This window comes from Parasphingopyxis algicola (genome assembly GCF_013378075.1).
GTDB classification, from domain to species: Bacteria; Pseudomonadota; Alphaproteobacteria; order Sphingomonadales; family Sphingomonadaceae; genus Parasphingopyxis; species Parasphingopyxis algicola.
Genome location: NZ_CP051131.1, coordinates 147,230 through 166,340 on the forward strand (window position 1 = coordinate 147,230; position 19,111 = coordinate 166,340).

Consider the following 19,111-nt stretch of genomic DNA (forward strand, 5'->3'; position numbering starts at 1 on the left):
CAAGCCATCCTCCGCAATTCCGTTGCAATGTAGAACGGATTGACGTTAACGGCAAGCAAACTGCCGGAGGCTCCGGAGAAGGGCGCCTAGCTGCCAAGTTTTACGTTGAGGAATCCGGGCATCGGACCGTTCCAGTCCTCATCGTCCTCTTCCGGTTTCGGTGCTTCTTGGCGTTTCGGCGTTTCGGCCTTTTTGGGCTTCGCCTTTTCCGGTTTCGGCCGGTCCTTCGAATCGCTCTTGGGCTTCGATCGCGTGCGCGATTTGGCCTTGCTCTTCGGTTTCTCGTCCCGCGCGGCTTCTTCCGAGCCGGTGTCATCGGCCTTCGGTGCCGGTTTGCCTTTGCCGGCGTCCCCGCGGTCGATCGTCTGACCCGTCAGCTTCTCGATATTCTCGATCGCCTCGGCGTCGGCCGGCGTGACCAGGGTGATCGCGGTGCCGGTTGCGCCGGCGCGGCCCGTGCGGCCGATGCGATGGATGTAATCGTCGGGATGCCAGGGCGCGTCATAGTTGAAGACATGGCTGACGCCCTTGATGTCGAGCCCGCGCGCGGCGACATCGGAAGCGACGAGGATGTTGATCTCGCCGGCCTTGAAGAGATCGAGTTCCTTCATCCGTTCCGGCTGGCTCATATCGCCGTGGATCTGGCCCGCCTTAAACCCGGCCTGTTGCAGATCCTTCTGGAGGTCGCGGACGGTCGTCTTGCGGTTGGAGAAGATGATCGCCGTGCTGATATCTTCGCTGCGCAACAGCTTTTTGAGCGTCGTTTTCTTCGTGCGCGCGCTGGTTTCGACAAGCCGTTGGGCGATGTTGGTTGCGGCCGTTGCCGGGCGCGCCACTTCGATCTGTTTCGGGTTGTTGAGGAACTTGTCCGACAGCTTCTTGATCGGCGGCGGCATGGTGGCCGAAAAGAGGAGCGTCTGGCGATTGGCGGGCAGCTTCTGGCAGATGCTCTCGATATCGGGAATGAATCCCATGTCGAGCATCCGGTCGGCCTCGTCGATCACGAGGATGTCGCAGCCCGACAGCAGGATCTTGCCGCGATCGAACAGGTCCATCAACCGGCCCGGCGTCGCGATCAACACGTCGACCCCCTTTTCGAGCGCCTTCATCTGGTCGCCCATGCTCACCCCGCCGATCAGCAGCGCCATGTCGAGCTTCTGATATTTGCCGTATTTCTCGAAATTCTCGGCGACCTGCGCGGCGAGTTCGCGCGTCGGCTCGAGAATCAGCGAGCGCGGCATGAGCGCCCGGCTCCGGCCATGGCTCAGAATGTCGATCATCGGCAGTACGAAGCTGGCGGTCTTGCCCGTGCCCGTCTGCGCGATCCCGACCAGGTCTTTCATCATCAGGACAGGCGGGATCGCCTCCGCCTGGATGGGGGTCGGCTCGGTATAACCCGCATCGCCCACGGCGCGCAGTAATTCGTCAGAAAGGCCGAGATCGGCAAAGTTCATAAAATGTCCGAAATGCGTTGATTGTGCGCGGTCTAAGTGCGGCGCGCTTTCGCGGCTGGCGATTGCGCGCTGGGGGCTGAAAAGTCAAGTGAAAGCGGGCGAAACCGTCAATCCGTCCGGCGCGGCTCCAATATGTGGAAGCCCGATATCGTACATTCGTTTCCCGCGCGCGATACGATCGTGTCGCGGGCCGCGCAAATCTGGCCATCTTCTCCCGGCACCAGGTAGAATGCGGAATAATAGCCAAGCGCGACGCATTCGGAATCGAGGCGGGCGCGTACCAGGCTGCGATCCTGCATCAACAGGTCGACAACGCCGGGCCGGGTGAATCGCGCACGGGCGATCGCCGAAACCGGCTGGCAATTGTCCGTCGGTCTTTCCTGCCAGACAATCCCCGAGGGCGCCCGACGCCGCGGACGCAGCGTCCTGCGGGTTGGTATCCGGATGATGATGCGGCGTTCGACGGTCTGCATGGCCATCTGTATCGGCGCGGTCGCGGGGCCCGCCGACGCCGTCAACAGCAATAAGGTAGCACCAAAAATCGACACGAACCGTTTTCCACTCTTGTTATCCGTCTTTTCCGCCGTTGGCGTTTAACCGAAGATGAATTGGCCTGTCATCGCGGAGCAGCTATCGTCTTTCGCGATGGACGATCAGACAATTCTCGAACGGCTGGCCGCGATTGTAGGGCCGGCAGCGCTCGGCACGACCGCCGACGATCTGGAACCCTGGCTCACCGACTGGCGGGGCCGGGTGACCGGGAGCGCGCTGGCTCTGGCATCGCCGGGGAGTGTGGCGGAGGTCCAGGCGATCGTCAGGCTGGCGGGCGAGGCAGGCATCGCTCTGGTTCCCCAGGGCGGCAATACGGGAATGGTGGCGGGCGGCGTGCCACGCCCCGATGACCGGGCGATCCTGTTGTCGCTGCGCCGGATGAACGCGATCCGGTCTATCGACCCCGCCGATAACAGCCTGACGGCCGAAGCGGGCGCGATATTGAGCACGGTGCATGCGGTGGCGAAAAAACATGGCCGCCGCTTCCCGCTCTCCCTCGGCGCCAAGGACAGCGCGACGATCGGCGGGCTTATCGCCACCAATGCGGGGGGCACCCAGGTCTTGCGGTTCGGATCGATGCGCGCGCTGACGCTCGGCGTCGAAGCGGTCTTGCCGGACGGCAGTTTGTTCGAAGGCCTGTCGACCCTGCGCAAGGACAATCGCGGTTATGACCTGCGGCAGCTTCTCGCCGGCTCGGAGGGGACCTTGGGCGTGATCACCGCCGCCAGCCTCAAGCTCGTGCCCGCCGCACCGCACCGGACGGTCGCCTGGGCAGGCCTGGACTCGGCGGAAAAGGCGTTGGCGCTTCTGCGTGCGCTGGAGGCGGCGTTGGGCGATGCGGTCGAAAGTTTCGAGCTCGTGCCGGATACGGCGCTCGCCTTGGTGCTTCAACATATCCCGAACACGCGTGCGCCGCTGGACGGTCCCCATCGCTGGCATGTGCTGATCGAGCTGCGCACGGCGACCAGTGCGGAGGACCTGCGTGCGCGCTCCGAAGTTGCGCTGGCCAAGGCGCTGAAAGATGGCCTGATCGTCGATGCGGTGTTAGCCGAAAGCGAGGCGCAGGCTGCGGATTTCTGGAAATTGCGCGAAGTGATTTCGGAGGCCGAGAGGCTCGACGGAATGGCGGCCAAGCATGATGTGTCGGTGCCGGTCTCCGCAATGCCGGGATTCATCGAAAGTGCCGCGGCGGCGGTCGAACGGCGGTTCGCCGGCGCGCGCGTGATCGCGTTCGGCCATCTCGGCGACGGCAATGTTCATTTCAACGTTCGCGCGCCCGCCGGTAGCGACGATGAGGCCTGGTTCGCCGAGACCGGCGATGCGGTGAGCCGTTTCGTGCATGACCTGACCCGCGATGCCGGCGGTTCGCTGTCCGCCGAGCATGGGATCGGTCAACTCAAACTGGCGGAATTCGGGCGGCTGGCGGATCCGGTTCGGCTCGCAGCGCTGAGGGCGATCAAGGATGCGCTCGATCCTCGGGGGATTATGAACCCGGGCAAGCTCGTACCGCTTGCGAATCCTGCCGAGAATCCATAGAGGGCAGGGCAATCAGAGCCGCTGATTTGCATGGCGGCTCTCTCTTATTCCGGCCACAGGAGATATTTCATGGCTAGCGCTGCCCCGCAGCAGAACTTTCCGCTGTTGTACAATGACGTCATTCCGCTTTCGAGCCAGGATCATGCGGGCTACAAATTGCAGGTCCGGCCGAAGATGCCGTTCCTCGCCGAAACGCACGCCGTTCCGGTGACGATCGACGAGTTCGTCACCGTGCAGCGCCATATGCCGATCGTTTTCTCCTCCGGCGACAATCCGGTTCCGCTCGCGCTGATGGGCCTCAACCAGGGCGTCAACGTGTTCCTGAACGACGAAGGCGAGCTCGCCGGAAATCCGGTTTATATGCCGGCCTATGCGCGCCGCTATCCGTTTCTCCTCGCCAAGCTGCGGGAAGATTCCGAAGAGCTGTCGCTCTGCTTCGATCCGACGACCGATATCGTCGGCGAATATGACGAAGGCGAGCCGCTGTTCGATGGTGGCGAGGCATCCGAAACGACGAAAAGCCTGTTGCAGTTCTGCGAGCAGGTCGAAACGTCCGGCCATCGGACCGTCTCGTTCGTCGAAGAGCTGGTAAAGGCGGAATTGCTGATGGAAGGCGAAGTGTCGATCGACACGCCGAATTCGGACAAACCGTTCGTCTATCGCGGTTTCCAGATGGTAAACGAAGAGAAGCTCAAGGAAATCCGCGGCGATCTTGCGCGCAAATTCGTGCAGAACGGCATGATGCCGCTGATTTATGCGCACATGATGTCCCTGCAGCTCGTCCGCGATATTTTCGCCATGCAGCTCCAGCAGGGCAAGGTGCCGCCCCAGCCGGACGCGAACGTTCCGCAGGGTATGGAGCAGAATTAGCGCAAAGCCGCCGTTTTCGCAGCGTTTCCCGTCGCCGCTTGAAACCCTGCGAAGTCGTTAATATCTTGTGGGGGCACATGGCTGCGTGCCCCCCTTTCGCAGCCAGTGTGGGTGCATCCCCTGATGCGCCCCCTCCCTGAACCTGGCCGCCTCGCGCTACCCCTGCGCGGGGCGGTTTTTTATTCGGCGGCGAGCGCGTCGGGCGGCGAGACGGCTTCGTCGGCCAGGCCGTCCGCTATGGCTGCGATGGCCTCGGTAAGGCGATCGAATTTGGGGCTCGGCTGGTCATGATCGGGGCCCAAGTAGAGCGACCGGCATATTTCGAGCTGCAAGCCGTGAATATCGCGCTCGGGTTTGCCGTGCCGGGCCAGGATGTGGCCGCCCGCATAGGGACTGTTGAGCGCCGTCCGAAAACCCAGATCACGACAAATCCCGGCGGCGCGCGCAGCGAAGGCAGGCGCCGCGCTGCGGCCGTGGCGGTCGCCGAGCACAATTTCAGCCGGCGCGCCTCCATCTTTCGGCCGCAGCGGCGGCATCGAGTGACAATCGAGCAGCAAGGCGATACCGAACCGTCGGCGCGTCGCCGCAAGCATATCGGACACGAGCGCATGATAGGGGCGATGTGCGAGCCTGACCCGTTCGGACAGATCGCGATGCGCGATCGGATGGCGGTAGATATTGCCGTGTTTGGCCAGTCTGCGCGGGATCAGGCCCAGTCCGCCACGCACTTTCGCAGTGACTTCGAGGCCGGACGGTTTGGGCCGGGGCGCGACCATCGCCGGATCGATTTCGCGTTCCGAGCGGTTGAGATCGATCCAGGCGCGCGCAACTTCTCCGATGACCATGGAATAGCCCCTTTCGGCGAGCGGCGCGACGAGCGTATCGACATGGCGGTCCTCGAGCGAACGCAGTTGCATTTCATCGAGCCGCGCGGCCTCCAAAAGGCTCTTCGGATAGTGGCGCCCCGAATGGGGGACGGACAAGATGACCGGCCTTTGCGGAATTTCGGGTCCGATCCGGCGGACATAATCGGGCGGAGATCCGCAGGTTTCCATGCTTCCCCGACTATTGTCCCGGCCGTCGGTTGGCAAGATAGCGAAAATTTTTCCAAGGCTGGAAAATTTTAAGGGCTCTGTTCTATACTCCGCGCCGGATACGTCAGTGGGGTGGCGTGAAAACAGGTGATGGGACGACAATGATCCGTATCCTTTTGGCAGAGGACGACACGTCGATGCGCGAATATCTGAAACGCGCGCTTGAACGAACTGGCTACGCCGTCGACACGGCGGATTCCGGCCTGTCGGCGATGCCGATGCTCGAAAAGGAAAAATACGACCTGCTGCTGACCGATATCGTCATGCCGGGCATGGACGGTATCGAGCTTGCGCAGGAGGCTGCCAACATCGCGCCGGATATGCGCGTCATGTTCATCACGGGCTTTGCTGCGGTCGCGTTGAAAAACAACAAGACGCCGCCCAATGCCAAGGTGCTTTCCAAGCCGTTTCACCTGCGCGATCTGGTGCTGGAGGTCGATCGGATGTTCGAAGTGGGCGACGCTTCGGGACTTTGAAATCAGCGGTTGCGCATGTGCAAACGCTCCACTAGATAGCCCCTTCGCGTGGGCGCGTAGCTCAGTGGTAGAGCACTGTGTTGACATCGCAGGGGTCGCTGGTTCAATCCCAGCCGTGCCCACCATTTTCCCCTAGGTAGTGATCGTTGCCCGGTTTCCGGGCGGCGCGGCGTTCAACCTTTCGCTTCATCGTCAGCCACATAGTCGAGCAGATCGCCCGGCGTGCAATCAAGCTCGCGGCAGATCTTGTTCAGCGTTTCGAGCTTCACGCCCTTCACGCTCCCCGATTTCAGTTTCGACAGATTGGCCTCGGTAATCCTGATCGCCCGGGCGAGTTCCTTGGACTTCATTTTACGGCGCGCGAGCATGACGTCCAACCTGATGATTATCGCCATGGATTACACATACTCTTCGGTTTCTTTTCTGTACGCATAGCCTTCCTCGATCACGTGCGATGCCACGTAAAGGATCGCCGAAGAAAAAAGCATCAGGCCATGGGTCACGGAAAAGCCGAGATGCGTCCAGAGCGGCGCATCGTCGAACTGGCCCAGCGCCCAGCGCATGACGCCGCTTAGCAGGAAGGCGGAGAGCACTGCGAGAGCCGAGAACAGCGCATAGGCGCGCAAATGCCGAATGGTGACGGGGCCGATCAGCGGGCCGGTATGGAAAGCGCGGAACATCAGGAACAGGCGCCAAGAGGCGTAGAGCCAGAACAGCAAGGCTGGCAGGGTCGCAACCAAACCGTACAGGCGCCGCTCGGGGACCGGCGGCTGGTCGAGTAGAACGATGAAGTTCTCGCCCAGCGCTGCGTTTCCGATCCGGTGGACGCCGAATCCCCAGAAGAGAACGACGCCGGAGATCGCCAACAGGGCGAAAAACGGGATCAGGACGGTCAGGACGGCACTGGCTGCCCGCACTGCCCCCTTCGATCTTGACATGGCATCTCTCTTTCATAATAAAGATATTTATTATCGTAGAATAATAATTATTTGCTTGTTCGGATTATGGGCGAGGCAGCGGGTACGTGCAAGAGCGATCCCGGGAATCGCTGGGGAGGAGAGCGGACTCGTGGATGTCGGAACGGTCGACTATTGGATGAGCGCCCTGTTGTGGAACGCCGTCTTCCTGGCGGGCGGCGGGGTGGCCGCGCTTGCCGCTCGCGGCCAGGTCAATTGGCGCTGGTTCCTCCTCGCCTGGCTCCTGTTCAACCTGAACGTCGCGCTGGTCCTGAATTTCTTCGGGTTGAACGGCCTGCTGTATGGCTTGGCGGGCGATCCGGATGTGAGTTTCAACTGGGCCGGCAAGATCGCTGCCTTGGCGGTATCGATCGCCATACTCGCGTTTGGCATCGTCGACAGGGAAGCGGCGGGGGTGACGTTTCGGCAGAATGCGGGAGCGCGGATCGGCTGGATCGCGTTTGCGATTCTGTGCGCCATCGATGTCTTGATCGCCGTGATCATCGAGACACCGCCGCCCGATATCGAGGCGATCGCATATCAGCTGACCATGCCCAGCCTCGAGGAAGAGATATTCTACCGGGGCATCCTGCTCTTTTGCCTGGTCAAGGCTTTCGGGGATGGTCCGCGAGTCGCCTTCGCCAATATCGGTTTTGCCGCCATAATGTCGGTCATACTGTTCGGCGCCGTGCACAGTCTTTTCTGGGCAGGAGGGGCGCCGGTTTTCGTCTTGGAAATCTTTCTGATCACGGGATCGATCGGATTGATTCTCACCTGGCTCCGGTTGAACACCGGGAGCATCCTGGCGTCCATGCTCCTGCACAGTGTGATAAATACGGTCTGGCGGATGATCTGAAATGGTGGCCTGAAACGTAAAACGGCCACCATGGTGTCCGGCCGGGTCGCATAAACCGGATGAACCATGGCGGCCTTGGCGATTTCGGCTTTGGAGTGTCGCTATCGCCGGAAACCGGTATCGGCGATTATCGCGATTCGCTTTGTGACGCAGGTCACACGATCTCGAAAAGGCCGGCCGCGCCCATGCCGCCGGCCGTGCACATCGATACGACGACATAGCGTACGCCGCGGCGGCGCCCCTCGACCAGCGCATGGCCGACGAGCCGGCTGCCCGTCATACCGAACGGATGGCCGATCGCGATCGCGCCGCCGTCGACATTGAACTTCTCCGGATCGATGCCGAGTGTGTCGCGGCAGTAAAGGCACTGGCTGGCAAAGGCCTCGTTGATCTCCCACAGGCCGATTTCGTCCATCGAAACACCCGTCCGCTCGAGCAGCTTGGGAATCGCGAAGACCGGGCCGATCCCCATTTCCTCCGGATCGCATCCGGCCACCTGGAAGCCGCGATAGATGCCGAGTATCTCCTTGCTTTCGGCTTCCGCCGTGGCGCGGTCCATCAGGATCTGCGCAGCCGCGCCGTCCGACAGCTGACTCGCATTGCCCGCGGTGATATGCTTGCCTTCCTTGATGACGGCGCCGTCCGACCAGACGGTCTTGAGCCCCGCCAGCGCCTCGGCGGTCGTACCGGCTCTTAGGCCTTCATCCTTGCTCAGGGTAACGGTCTCGGCGCCCGCCTTGCTGCCGTCTTTTTCGTAGAGCTGCTTTTCGACCGTGATCGGCACGATTTCTGCATCGAGCCGCCCGGCTTCGGTCGCCGCGACGGCACGCTGCTGGCTCATTGCGCCGAATTCGTCCTGCGCCGCGCGGCTGATGCCATATCGCTCGGCAACGATTTCGGCGGTCTCGATCATCGGCATATAGGCATGCGGAACGCGCTCGATCACCGACTGATTGATATGTCGCGGCGCATCCTTGGTGACGGTATGACTGATGCTCTCCATCCCGCCCGCCATCGCGACGTCCATCTCGTCGCACATGATTGCGCGCGCCGCGAGCGCGACGGCGGTCAGCCCCGATCCGCATTTGCGGTCCAGCGTGAAGGCCGGGATTCGGTTGGACAAACCCGCCGCGAACAGCGTCATCCGCCCGAGATTGCCGCCCTGGGTTCCCCATTGGTTGCCGACGCCGAAGAAGAAATCGTCGATCCGTTCGGGATCGATGCCCGCACGTTCGATCGCCGCGTTGACGACATGCGCGCCCAGCACGGGCGCTTCGGTGGCGTTGAACGCGCCGCGATAGGCCTTGCCGATCGGCGTGCGCGCGGTGGCGATAATGGCGGCTTCACGCATCGGCAAAAACTCCTGCTGTTGAATTTATCTAGATCACCCAGTCTTCCAGATAGGCGCGCCGGCGCTTGACCACCATCTCGTCGTGCAGCCGGCGCACCGTCTCGCTCGCCGTCTGCTGGCAGAGAAAGGGGAAGATGCCGTGCAAGACGCATAATGCGCCCGCCGCGATCATCCTCATTCCGAAGCCCGAGGCGGCAACCAGGTGCTGGCCGTAGCTTTCGCTGACGTCCCGAAGATGTGTGGTGAGAAATCTGGTCATGGATGCGGTCCGACATTCTGACTGGGATACCGCGAGCCTAGATGATCCGCTTGCGAAATTCACCCCGATAAGCGAATTTGCGCAATCCGCCGCAACATCTGCGGACATCGAGAAAGAGCCAATGACCACCAGCCTCCGTCCTATCGCGATGCTCGAAACGCATGAAGTGACGAACCAGCCGCCGCCGCTCGAAGGTTTCGATCGGTTCGGTTCGGATCGGGCCTTGGTCGATGCGGCAACGATGGCCGGAGCGCGAATGCATCACGAGCGGCTGACCGAATTCGGTCGGCGCACGGGATCGACCGAGACGATCGAATGGGGCATCGCGGCGAACGAGAATCCGCCCGTCCTCGAAACGCACGACCGCTATGGCCGACGGATCGACGAGGTGCAGTTCCATCCGGCCTATCACCGGCTGATGGCGCTCGGTCTCGACGCGGGCATTGCCGCCGCCGCCTGGGACGGCACTGAGGCCGGGCACACGCTGCACTCGGCGATGGCCTTCCTTCTCGGCCAGGCCGATGCCGGCACGCAATGCCCGATGACGATGACCTATGCCGCCGTCGCCGCGCTCGGGCTTGAACCCGCGATCGGCGACGAATGGATTCCTAGGATCACGGCGTCGCGCTACGATCCCGCCGTCGGCCCGGCTTCGGAAAAGGCGGGCGTCACGATCGGCATGGCGATGACCGAGAAACAGGGTGGCTCGGACGTCCGGGCGAACACGACCAGGGCAGATCCCGCCGACGGCGCATACCGGCTTACCGGCCATAAATGGTTCTGCTCGGCGCCGATGTGCGACGCTTTTCTGACCCTCGCCCAGGCCGAGGGCGGGCTGACCTGCTTCCTCGTCCCGCGCTGGACGCCCGATGGCGAGCGCAATGCCGGTTTCCGGGTGATACGGCTAAAGGACAAGCTCGGCGACCGGTCCAACGCGTCGTCCGAAGTGGAATATCACAACGCCTATGCCGAGCGGCTCGGCGAGGAAGGGCGCGGCGTGGCCACCATCATCCGGATGGTGCAGCATACGCGGCTCGATTGCGTCGTCGGTTCGGCGGCGACCATGCGCGGAGCGCTCGCCGAAGCGCTGTGGCATGCCGCGCATCGCCGGGTCTTCCAGCGCAATCTTGCCGACCAGCCGGCCATGGCGGCGGTGCTCGCCGACCTTGCCGTGGAGAGCGAGGCGGCAACGGCGCTCGCTTTTCGCCTCGCTGCGGCCTTCGATGCCGACGAACCGCTCGCCCGGCTGCTCACGCCGATCGCCAAATATTGGGTGTGCAAGCGCGCGCCCGGTATGGTGTACGAGGCGATGGAGTGTCTTGGCGGTGCCGGCTATGTCGAGACGGGGCCGATACCGCGCCACTTCCGCCAGTCGCCATTGAACGCAATCTGGGAAGGGTCGGGCAATGTGATCGCGCTCGACGTGCTCCGGGCGATGGCGCGCGAACCCGAGGCGCTCGACGCGCTGCGGGCATTTCTTTCCGACGCGCGCGGCTGCCATTCATCTTATGATCACTGGCTCGACGGCCTCGATTGGGAAAATGTCGGCGAGCATCAGGCCCGGCACGCCGTCGAGCGGCTGGCCTTGGCCGCGCAGGGCGCAGTCCTGATCGGCGCGGACAGCCCGGTGGCCGACGCCTTTTGCCGGGTGCGGCTGGCAAACCCGGCCTTCGCCTATGGCGCGTCGCAGGCCGCCATCGACAGTCGCGCGATCGTCGAGCGGGCAATGCCGGCGCATATTTGACCAAAGGCGCGTATCCCGACTGTCTACAGGCGCGGCGGGCATCGGCTTGCCTTGCCGGGCACAGAAGCTAAGCCTCGTCGCGATGATAAGCACGATCGGCCTGATAGGGGCGCTGGCGCTGTTGATCTGGATGACGGTTCGCGGCGTCAATATCCTGATCGCGGGGCCGGTCGCCGCCGCGATCGTCGCCGCGACGAGCGGGATCGCCTGGCTGCCGCCGCTGGCCGTTGCCGACGCGCCCGATTTCGCAACGAGCTATATGGCCGGTTTCACCGGCTTTTTCGCCGACTGGTTCTTCATGTTCCTGCTCGGCGCGATTTTCGGCGAGGTGATGGGCGCGTCCGGCGCGGCGGCCAGCGTTGCGCACTGGATTATCGAGAAGATCGGCATCCGCCATGCGGTTCTGGCCGTGGTCGCGGCGTGCGCGCTGCTGACCTATGGCGGGGTCAGCGTCTTCATCGTCGCCTTTTCGGTCTATTCGCTCGCGGTCAGCCTGTTCCGCGAGGCCAATCTGCCGCGCCGTTTCATTCCGGCCGCGCTGTGTTTCGGATCGGTCACCTTCACGATGACGAGCGCGGGCTCGCCCGAGATCCAGAACCTGATCCCGATGCAATATCTGGGCACGACGGCCTATGCCGCCTGGGAGGTCAGCCTGGTTGTTGCGATCCTGATGGCGGCCCTGGGCTTCATCTGGTTGCAATGGATGGTGAAACGCGCGGTGGCGCGGGGCGAGACGTTCGAGGGCCGCGAAACTGACGATGCGGTCGAGGAGGGAAGGGTGCTGCCCAATCCGTTCCTGTGTCTGTTGCCGCTGGTCGCCGTGCTCGGCGTGTTCATGATCTTCCAATACCCGCAGCGGCTGGGACCGCTTTCGGCGATCATGCCGGCCGAATCCTTGGACAAATGGGCGCTGGTTGCGGCGCTCGGCGCCGGAACGATTATCGCTCTGCTGGTCGGATTGAAGAGTCGGAGGAAGATGCCCGAGGCCTTTTCCAAGGGCGCGACGGGCGCAGTCGTCGCAATCACCAATACCTGCGCCGTGGTCGGATTCGGTGCGGTCGCCTCGCTCTCGCCCGCTTTCCAGGAAGCGCTCGTCCTCGTGCAAAACCTGCCCGGCGATCCGCTGATCGGCGCGGCGATCGCGGTGACCGTGATAGCGGGCCTCACCGGCTCCGCATCGGGCGGCCAGAGCATAGCCTTGCCGCTGATCGCGCCGCATTATCTCGATGCCGGTGCCAGCGCCGACGAGTTGCACCGCACGGTCGCCATCGCATCGGGCGCGCTCGATAGCCTGCCGCACAATGGCTATGTCGTCACCACGATCCGCGCGATCTGCGGCGAGACGCACGCCGCCGCCTATGGCGCGGTCGGCGCGCTGACGGTGATCGTGCCGCTGATCGGCCTGATCGTCGCGCTCGCGCTGTTCGCCATCTTCTAGGCGCAAAAACTCATATCTTCTTAACCATGTTTGCGGTAGAATCTGTGCCATGGGGACGGTGATCGATTTTGAGACGGGCGCGGTCGCGCAATTGCAGCGCCGGGTGGCGCAGGCCGAAGAGGATAATCGCGACCTGCTCGCCTTTGCGCGGGGGCATTCGGGCGCGACGGCGGCGATTCACGATGCCGTACTCGCCGCGATTTCCGCGGAAGGGCTTGACCATCTCCTTCACATCGTGACGCAGCAATGGCCCGACATTCTCGGCGTCGATGCGGTCAGTCTCGCGCTCTATGTGGGCGAGCGGGGCGTCCGCGCCGATATTGCCGGCATGCAGTTCGTCGAACGCCGGCTGATCGAGAAGGCGGCCACCGACATGGCGGGCGTCGTGCTGCGCGATTGCGAGCGCGGGCATCCATTGTTCGGTCCAGCCTCGGACTATGTCCGCGCCGAAGCGCTTGTGCGCCTCGACAATGACGCGCCATTGCCGTCCGGCCTGCTGGCGCTCGGTCAGCGTGACAGCCAGGGTATGGAAACGCATCATGGCGCCGAGCTTTTGGGTTTTCTCGGCGATAGCCTCGCACGGCTTCTGGGCCGGTGGCTGCTGCCCTGACACCGGACGCCCATCCGGCGACCGCGCTTGCCGGGGAGTGGGCGGCGTATCTCGGCCGCGACCGGCGGCGCTCTCCGCATACGATCCGCGCCTATGTGGCAGCCGCACACCGGCTGATCGCCTTTCTCGGCCGGCATCGGGGAGAGGCCGTCACCGGCGCAACGCTTCGCGCACTGGATGCGCCCGATCTGCGGGCGTTTCTGGCACATCGCCGTAACGAGGGCCTGGCCAACCGGTCGACTGCGCGCGAACTGTCCGCCTTGCGCGGTTTCCTCGCCTTTGCCGCCGAACGGGCTGGCGAACAGGCGGCGGTCCCGCGTGTCAAAGGGCCGAAACTGAAACCCGGCGTGCCGCGCCCCGTGGCGCCGGACGAGGCCGTCGCGCTGGCCGAGGATGTCGCCGCGCAGGCCGAAGAACCCTGGATAGCGGCACGCGATTGGGCGGTGTTGCTGCTGCTCTATGGCGCGGGTCTGCGGGTTGGAGAAGCGCTGGGTCTGACGGGTGCCGTCCTGCCGCTCGGCGAAACGCTGTCGGTGACCGGCAAGCGGGAAAAGACCCGGATCGTGCCGCTGCTCGACAAGGTGCGCGAGGCGATCGAGGATTATGTGAAGCTGTGTCCCTACGCGATCGGTCGGGACGATCCGTTGTTCCGCGGTGCACGGGGCGGCGCACTCGGGAGCGATATCGTGCGCCGCGCAGTGCGTGGCGCGCGTGCGCGGCTGGGCCTGTCGGGCAAGACCACGCCGCATGCCTTGCGCCACAGCTTCGCGACGCATCTGCTGGCGCGGGGCGCCGATCTCCGCTCGCTCCAGGAGCTGCTCGGCCATGCCAGCCTCAGTTCGACGCAAATCTACACATCGGTCGACGCGGCACATCTGCTCGACGTCTATCGCAACTCCCATCCGCGCGCCTGACGGAAAGGACTTGCCGTGCCGATGATCAAGATTTCCTCGATTTTCGACGCCCCGGCCGACCGTGTCTGGGAAGAAGCGAACACATCCCGGTTGCTCAACTATGTGACACGCGGCCGGATCGCCTTCGATCCGATCGAGCCTCCGCAGTTTCCCGAAAGATGGGCCGAAGGTGATTACAAAGTCGCGATGCGGGGTTTCGGAACGGTGCCGCTTGGCTCACAGACGATCGGCATCGAGTTCCCGCCGCCGCGCGGCGATACGCGCATCCTGCGCGATAACGGCAGCGGCCGGTTCTTCCGGAAATGGGATCATTGGATCTATATCGAGCCGATGGAGGATGGGCGCACGCGGTATACCGACGAGCTCGATTTCGACGCCGGCGTGCTGAACCCGATTGCCAAGCCTATCGTCCGGGAGTTCTACCAGCATCGTCAGGCGCGCTGGAAGAAGCTGATCGCGAGCGATTTCCGCTATTAGAGCTTGCTTTCGATCGCGTTCCAGATTTTCGCGCCGGTATCGGTGCCGTTGAACGCGTCGATCGAGACGATGCCGGTCGGGGAAGTGACGTTGATCTCGGTCAGATAGCCGCCGATCACGTCGATGCCGACAAAGAGCAAGCCGCGTTTCTTGAGCTCCGGCCCCAGCGCCTCGCAAATTTCGAGTTCGCGCGGTGTGAGCTCGGACGCCGCTCCCGATCCGCCGACCGCGAAGTTGGACCGGATTTCGCCCTTTTTCGGGAGCCGGTTGACGCCTCCTGTCGGTTCGCCGTCGACCAGGATGATCCTTTTGTCGCCTTGGCTGACGTCCGGAAGGAAAGCCTGGACCATGAACGGTTCGACCCAGACCTGGCTGAACAGTTCGGTGAGGGCAGGGAGATTGCCGTCATCGGGATCGAGCTTGAACACCGCCGTGCCCGCATTGCCGTAAATCGGTTTGACGACGATCTCGCCATGCTCGCGCTGGAAGGCGCGGACATCGTCGAGGCTGCGGGTGATCAGCGTCGGCGGCATGAACTCGGCGAAGTCGAGAACGAAGATTTTCTCCGGCGCGTTGCGCACCGCGTCCGGATCGTTGACCACGAGCGTGTCGGGTTGGATCCGTTCGAGCAGGTGCGTGGCTGTGATATAGCTCAGATCGAAAGGCGGGTCCTGCCGCATCAGCACGACATCGATATCGCCGCGCAGGTCGATCGTCTCCCAGTCGCCGAACTCGTAGTGATCGCTCTCGACACGCTGCACGGTGACCGGCCGGGCGCGCGCCTTCAACGCGCCATCGGCCGCATAGCTCAGATGCTTGACGTCGTAATGCCAGAGCCGGTGGCCGCGCGCCTGCCCCGACAGCATGATCGCAAAGCTCGAATCCCCGGCGATATTGACCTTTTCCATAGGATCCATCTGGATCGCGACATTGAGAGGCATGCGTTTCTCCTGGTCAGGGCTTCAGGCAATAGCGGCGGTCGGCGCGCATTCAATAGAGTCCTGCTTTATCCCATCCAAGCATTCTCGATATGGCGCGGCCAGTGCCCCGGTGCGGTCAGGATCACGTCGATACGGATATCCTCGCCATGGCCGGCGAATTTGGGAGCCAATATCTCGGCCGCCGCGGCCACCCGCTCCAATCGATATTCGTCGATTGCAAAGTCGAGTTCTTCCGGGGTCGCGCGCGTTTTCACTTCGACAAAGACGATGGTGCGGCCGCGCTTGGCGACCAGATCGATCTCCCCGCGCGGCGTGCGCTGGCGGCGCGCCAATATCCGATAGCCCTTGAGGCGCAGATACCAGCCAGCCACTGTCTCTCCGCGCCGTCCGCTGCGTTCGGCGCGGGCGCGGTTCATTCACCGGCTTTGAGCGCCATCGCGCGTTCATAAAGGCCGTCGCTCGAAACCTTGAGGGCTTTCGCAACCTCGCGGGCTGCCTTGCCCGGCGGCAACCGTTCCAGCGCGTCCGCGAGCGCAGCGTCGATATCGGTCTCGCTCGTCGCTTCTGCGTCGCCAGGCGGGCCGATCACGATCACGATCTCGCCCTTGGGCGGCGCGTCGGCATAACGGGCAGCCAGTTCCGACAAGCTGCCGTTGACCGTTTCCTCGAACGCCTTGCTGATCTCGCGCGCCACCGCGGCCTCGCGATCGCCAAGGCCTTCCGCGAGTGCATTCAACGCCTTGGCGAGCCGCGGCCCGGTTTCATAGAAGATCAGCGTAGCGCGCACCGCGCCGAGTTCGGCGATTGCATCGGCGCGCGCCTTGGCCTTGGACGGCAGGAAACCGGCGAACAGAAACCGGTCGGTCGGCAGCCCGGCCAGAGTCAGGGCTGCGACAGCGGCGCAAGGCCCCGGAATGGTGGTGACAAGATGGCCCGCAACACGCGCGTCGCGCACGAGCTTGTAACCCGGGTCCGAGATCAGCGGCGTACCGGCGTCGGACACCAGCGCGACCGCCTTGTCGCCCATTTGTTCGACGAGCTTGGCGCGCACCGCATCTGCGCTGTGATCGTGATAGGCGGTGATCGGTTTCCTGATCTCCAGATGGTTCAGCAATTTCGCCGTGACCCGGCTGTCTTCGGCTGCGACGATATCCGCTTGACGCAGCACCATTTCCTGCCGCCGCGACACATCTTGCAAGTTGCCGATGGGCGTGGCGACGATATAAAGGCCGGGAAGTAGCGTATCGTTCATAGGATTCTCGTCATGGCATCACAGCGGCACCCGGGGCAACGTCACTCGGTCCTTTTCCGGTTCGGCATCGTCTTCATGGCGCTGACCCTGGCCGGGTGCGAAGCGATCCTGCCGCGTTCGGGGCGGCCCGACGACAGGCCGCCGCCAACCCAACCCGATATCACGACCGGGATCCCGGAAGACGGGTTGCGCCGCGTTGCGCTGCTCGTGCCGACATCGGGCAACAATTCGGGCGTCGGCCAGTCGATCGCCAACGCGGCGAACATGGCGATCCTCGACACGGGCGGGGAAGGGGTGCGCATCACGACCTACGACACGGCCGGCTCGGGCGGTGCGAGGAATGCCGCGAACCGGGCGCTTGCCGATGGCAGCCGGCTGATCCTCGGGCCCCTGCTGGCCGACAATGTCCGCGTGACGGCGCCCGTGGCGCGCAGCGCCGGCGTCCCCGTCATCGCCTTTTCCAACGATACGAGCGTTGCGGGGAACGGCACCTATCTGATGGGCTTCACGCCCGCCCAGTCGATCGCCCGGGTCACGAGCTATGCAGCGGGCGAGGGGGCACGGCGTTTCGCTGCGCTGATTCCCGAAGGCCTGTACGGCCAGCGCGCTTCCGCGGCGTTCGCGGAGGCGGTTCGCGCCAATGGCGGAACCCTGGTCGCGACGCGCACCTATGCGCGTTCGCGCCGGTCGCTGCAGCTGGCGGTGACCCAGCTCAACGGGGAAGGCGAATTCGACGCGGTGCTGATCGCCGACAGCGGTTCGACCGCGCGACAGGCGGCGCAAATGCTCCGCGATCGCGGCGCGACCGAGGCACAGATATTGGGCACCGAGCTATGGAACAACCAGCCCGACCTGGCCCGCGACCCGGCGATGCACGGGGCGCTGTTCGCCAGTGTTTCGGACCGGATGTTCAACACGCTGACCGACCGGTACCGCTCGCGCTTCAGCTCCGATCCCTATCGCCTGTCGAGCCTTGGCTATGACGCGGCGCTGCTTGTCGTTCGCATCGCCCGGGAATGGTCGATCGACCGGCCCTTCCCGTTACGCGAGTTGCGGGACACTGGCGGTTTTTCGGGTGTCGACGGAGCGTTCCGGTTCGGCCAGGACGGGGTTGCCGAGCGTGCGCTCGAGGTGCAGCAGATCCGGCCCAGCGGCTTTACGGTCGTATCGCCTGCGCCGAGCGGCTTTGGCGGCTAGGCCGCCGCTTTCTCGTCGGCGACGATCTCGGCGAGCACACTGTTGAGCACGAGCCGACCGTTTGCGGTGGCGGCCAGGCAATTCGGATCCGACCGGAGCAGACCATGCGCCGTCAGCCGCTCGATTGCCGCCTCGTCGAGCAATTCCCGGGGCAGCCGATCGCGAGCCACGCCCTCGGTCAGCCGCAGGCCCATCACCAGCCTTTCCGCGCCCAGATCGTAGTCCGAAAGCGCTTCTTCTGCCTGCAGTCCATGGCCGTTGCGATCGACGGCGGACATCCAGTTCTCCGGTTTTCTGTGGCGGGTGGTTGCGGAGCAATTGCGGCGGCCATGCGCGCCGGGGCCGATTCCGGCATAGGGCTCATAGCGCCAATAGGTAAGGTTGTGGCGGCTTTCCTCGTCCGGCCGGGCGTGGTTCGATATCTCATAGGCGGGAAGGCCGGCGGTTTCGGTCAGGTCTTGAGTCAGCTCGTACAGTACCGCTCCGTCATCGGGTTCGGCCTCGCCGAGTTCGCCGCGCGCCGCGAGCGTCGCGAACCGCGTCCCGGGTTCGATGGTTAGCTGATAGAGCGAAAGATGGCCGGTTCCGAAATCGAGGGCTCGCCTGAGTTCGGCTTCCCAAGCGTCCGCATCCTGCCCGGGAAGCGCATAGATGAGATCGAAGCTTGTCCGCGCGAACGCCGTCTGCGCGGTTTCGAGCGCCGCCAATCCTTCGGATACGTCATGAGCGCGCCCGAGAAAGCGCAGCGCATTGTCGTCCAGCGATTGCAGTCCGAGCGATACGCGGTTGATCCCCGCCGCGGCGAGGTCGGCGAAGCGCGCGGCTTCGACCGAAGAGGGGTTCGCCTCGAGCGTGATCTCGATGTCTTCGGCAAAGCCCCAATGCCGTTCGGCGGAAGCGATCAGGGCGGCAACCGTGGACGGCGGCATCAACGATGGCGTTCCGCCACCGAAGAAGATCGATGTCAGTTTTGCTCGCGCCGTCAGCGCCGCCTCATGCGCCATGTCGGCCAAAAGCGCTTCTCGCCATGCCGTCTGATCGACGCTGTCGCGGACATGGCTGTTGAAATCGCAATAGGGGCATTTGGAAACGCAAAATGGCCAATGGATATAGAGCGCCAAGCCGGTCATCGGA

21 protein-coding genes and 1 tRNA gene are annotated in these 19,111 nt (G+C 63.7%); 11 read left to right on the plus strand and 11 right to left on the minus strand.

The window, feature by feature from the left end:
- Positions 1–86: 86 nt before the first annotated feature.
- Complete coding sequence (locus HFP57_RS00790; protein WP_176867985.1) at positions 87–1,454, minus strand: DEAD/DEAH box helicase; 1,368 nt, start codon at positions 1,452–1,454, stop codon at positions 87–89.
- A 107-nt stretch (positions 1,455–1,561) separates the two neighbouring features.
- Complete coding sequence (locus HFP57_RS00795; RefSeq protein ID WP_176867986.1) at positions 1,562–1,933, minus strand: hypothetical protein; 372 nt, start codon at positions 1,931–1,933, stop codon at positions 1,562–1,564.
- A 166-nt stretch (positions 1,934–2,099) separates the two neighbouring features.
- Between HFP57_RS00795 and HFP57_RS00800 the strand changes: the two genes are divergently transcribed.
- Both HFP57_RS00800 and HFP57_RS00805 read left to right on the plus strand, forming a co-directional pair.
- On the plus strand, positions 2,100–3,542 hold the full coding sequence (locus HFP57_RS00800) for an FAD-binding oxidoreductase (protein WP_176867987.1): 1,443 nt from the start codon (positions 2,100–2,102) through the stop codon (positions 3,540–3,542).
- Positions 3,543–3,611: 69 nt separating this feature from the next.
- The gene (locus tag HFP57_RS00805; RefSeq protein ID WP_176867988.1) at positions 3,612–4,412 is read left to right on the plus strand and encodes a SapC family protein; all 801 of its coding nucleotides are present in this window, start codon (positions 3,612–3,614) and stop codon (positions 4,410–4,412) included.
- A 179-nt stretch (positions 4,413–4,591) separates the two neighbouring features.
- Here the strand turns inward: HFP57_RS00805 and HFP57_RS00810 are convergent, their stop codons facing one another.
- Positions 4,592–5,467 carry an N-formylglutamate amidohydrolase gene (locus HFP57_RS00810; RefSeq protein WP_176867989.1) on the minus strand — a complete coding sequence of 292 codons (876 nt, stop codon included), beginning with the start codon at positions 5,465–5,467 and terminating at the stop codon, positions 4,592–4,594.
- Positions 5,468–5,607: 140 nt separating this feature from the next.
- On the opposite strand from HFP57_RS00810, the gene cpdR reads away from it, so the two are divergent.
- Both cpdR and HFP57_RS00820 read left to right on the plus strand, forming a co-directional pair.
- Positions 5,608–5,982, plus strand: coding sequence for a cell cycle two-component system response regulator CpdR (gene cpdR / locus HFP57_RS00815; RefSeq protein ID WP_176867990.1), 375 nt, complete (start codon positions 5,608–5,610; stop codon positions 5,980–5,982).
- A 50-nt stretch (positions 5,983–6,032) separates the two neighbouring features.
- Positions 6,033–6,107 (plus strand) — tRNA-Val (locus HFP57_RS00820).
- A gap of 48 nt (positions 6,108–6,155) precedes the next feature.
- Here the strand turns inward: HFP57_RS00820 and HFP57_RS00825 are convergent.
- Both HFP57_RS00825 and HFP57_RS00830 read right to left on the minus strand, forming a co-directional pair.
- The gene (locus tag HFP57_RS00825) at positions 6,156–6,377 is read right to left on the minus strand and encodes a helix-turn-helix domain-containing protein (RefSeq protein WP_176867991.1); all 222 of its coding nucleotides are present in this window, start codon (positions 6,375–6,377) and stop codon (positions 6,156–6,158) included.
- Positions 6,378–6,380: 3 nt separating this feature from the next.
- A complete protein-coding gene (locus tag HFP57_RS00830; RefSeq protein ID WP_176867992.1) occupies positions 6,381–6,920 on the minus strand; it encodes a hypothetical protein in 540 nt (179 codons plus the stop codon).
- 130 nt (positions 6,921–7,050) lie between these two features.
- Here HFP57_RS00830 and HFP57_RS00835 point away from each other — a divergent pair, with 130 nt between their 5' ends.
- The gene (locus HFP57_RS00835; protein ID WP_176867993.1) at positions 7,051–7,794 is read left to right on the plus strand and encodes a CPBP family intramembrane glutamic endopeptidase; all 744 of its coding nucleotides are present in this window, start codon (positions 7,051–7,053) and stop codon (positions 7,792–7,794) included.
- A gap of 154 nt (positions 7,795–7,948) precedes the next feature.
- Here the strand turns inward: HFP57_RS00835 and HFP57_RS00840 are convergent, their stop codons facing one another.
- Both HFP57_RS00840 and HFP57_RS00845 read right to left on the minus strand, forming a co-directional pair.
- Complete coding sequence (locus HFP57_RS00840) at positions 7,949–9,145, minus strand: thiolase family protein (RefSeq protein WP_176867994.1); 1,197 nt, start codon at positions 9,143–9,145, stop codon at positions 7,949–7,951.
- 28 nt (positions 9,146–9,173) lie between these two features.
- Entirely contained in the window at positions 9,174–9,404 is a 231-nt protein-coding gene (locus HFP57_RS00845; protein WP_176867995.1) for a DUF6356 family protein, read from the minus strand.
- Positions 9,405–9,525: 121 nt separating this feature from the next.
- Here HFP57_RS00845 and HFP57_RS00850 point away from each other — a divergent pair, with 121 nt between their 5' ends.
- The 5 genes from HFP57_RS00850 to HFP57_RS00870 all read left to right on the plus strand — a co-directional run bounded on the left by HFP57_RS00850 (position 9,526) and on the right by HFP57_RS00870 (position 14,587).
- Positions 9,526–11,148, plus strand: coding sequence for an acyl-CoA dehydrogenase family protein (locus HFP57_RS00850; protein ID WP_176867996.1), 1,623 nt, complete (start codon positions 9,526–9,528; stop codon positions 11,146–11,148).
- Positions 11,149–11,230: 82 nt separating this feature from the next.
- Entirely contained in the window at positions 11,231–12,586 is a 1,356-nt protein-coding gene (locus HFP57_RS00855; RefSeq protein ID WP_176867997.1) for a GntP family permease, read from the plus strand.
- Positions 12,587–12,635: 49 nt separating this feature from the next.
- The gene (locus HFP57_RS00860) at positions 12,636–13,196 is read left to right on the plus strand and encodes a DUF484 family protein (protein WP_176867998.1); all 561 of its coding nucleotides are present in this window, start codon (positions 12,636–12,638) and stop codon (positions 13,194–13,196) included.
- The gene (locus HFP57_RS00865) at positions 13,193–14,110 is read left to right on the plus strand and encodes a tyrosine recombinase XerC (RefSeq protein ID WP_425500745.1); all 918 of its coding nucleotides are present in this window, start codon (positions 13,193–13,195) and stop codon (positions 14,108–14,110) included. Before HFP57_RS00860 ends, HFP57_RS00865 begins: the two co-directional genes overlap by 4 nt.
- A gap of 21 nt (positions 14,111–14,131) precedes the next feature.
- Positions 14,132–14,587, plus strand: coding sequence for a hypothetical protein (locus HFP57_RS00870; protein WP_176868000.1), 456 nt, complete (start codon positions 14,132–14,134; stop codon positions 14,585–14,587).
- Here the strand turns inward: HFP57_RS00870 and gshB are convergent.
- The 3 genes from gshB to rsmI form a co-directional block, all read right to left on the minus strand.
- A complete protein-coding gene (gene gshB, locus HFP57_RS00875) occupies positions 14,584–15,528 on the minus strand; it encodes a glutathione synthase (RefSeq protein WP_176868001.1) in 945 nt (314 codons plus the stop codon). The two genes, HFP57_RS00870 and gshB, sit on opposite strands and share 4 nt — an antisense overlap.
- A gap of 65 nt (positions 15,529–15,593) precedes the next feature.
- On the minus strand, positions 15,594–15,944 hold the full coding sequence (locus HFP57_RS00880; protein ID WP_176868002.1) for a YraN family protein: 351 nt from the start codon (positions 15,942–15,944) through the stop codon (positions 15,594–15,596).
- The gene (rsmI, locus tag HFP57_RS00885) at positions 15,941–16,780 is read right to left on the minus strand and encodes a 16S rRNA (cytidine(1402)-2'-O)-methyltransferase (RefSeq protein ID WP_176868003.1); all 840 of its coding nucleotides are present in this window, start codon (positions 16,778–16,780) and stop codon (positions 15,941–15,943) included. The genes HFP57_RS00880 and rsmI overlap by 4 nt, the downstream gene beginning before the upstream one ends.
- A 12-nt stretch (positions 16,781–16,792) precedes the next feature.
- Between rsmI and HFP57_RS00890 the strand changes: the two genes are divergently transcribed.
- Complete coding sequence (locus HFP57_RS00890; protein WP_176868004.1) at positions 16,793–17,977, plus strand: penicillin-binding protein activator; 1,185 nt, start codon at positions 16,793–16,795, stop codon at positions 17,975–17,977.
- Here the strand turns inward: HFP57_RS00890 and hemW are convergent.
- The gene (gene hemW, locus HFP57_RS00895; RefSeq protein ID WP_246263238.1) at positions 17,974–19,107 is read right to left on the minus strand and encodes a radical SAM family heme chaperone HemW; all 1,134 of its coding nucleotides are present in this window, start codon (positions 19,105–19,107) and stop codon (positions 17,974–17,976) included. The two genes, HFP57_RS00890 and hemW, sit on opposite strands and share 4 nt — an antisense overlap.
- Positions 19,108–19,111 lie beyond the last annotated feature (4 nt).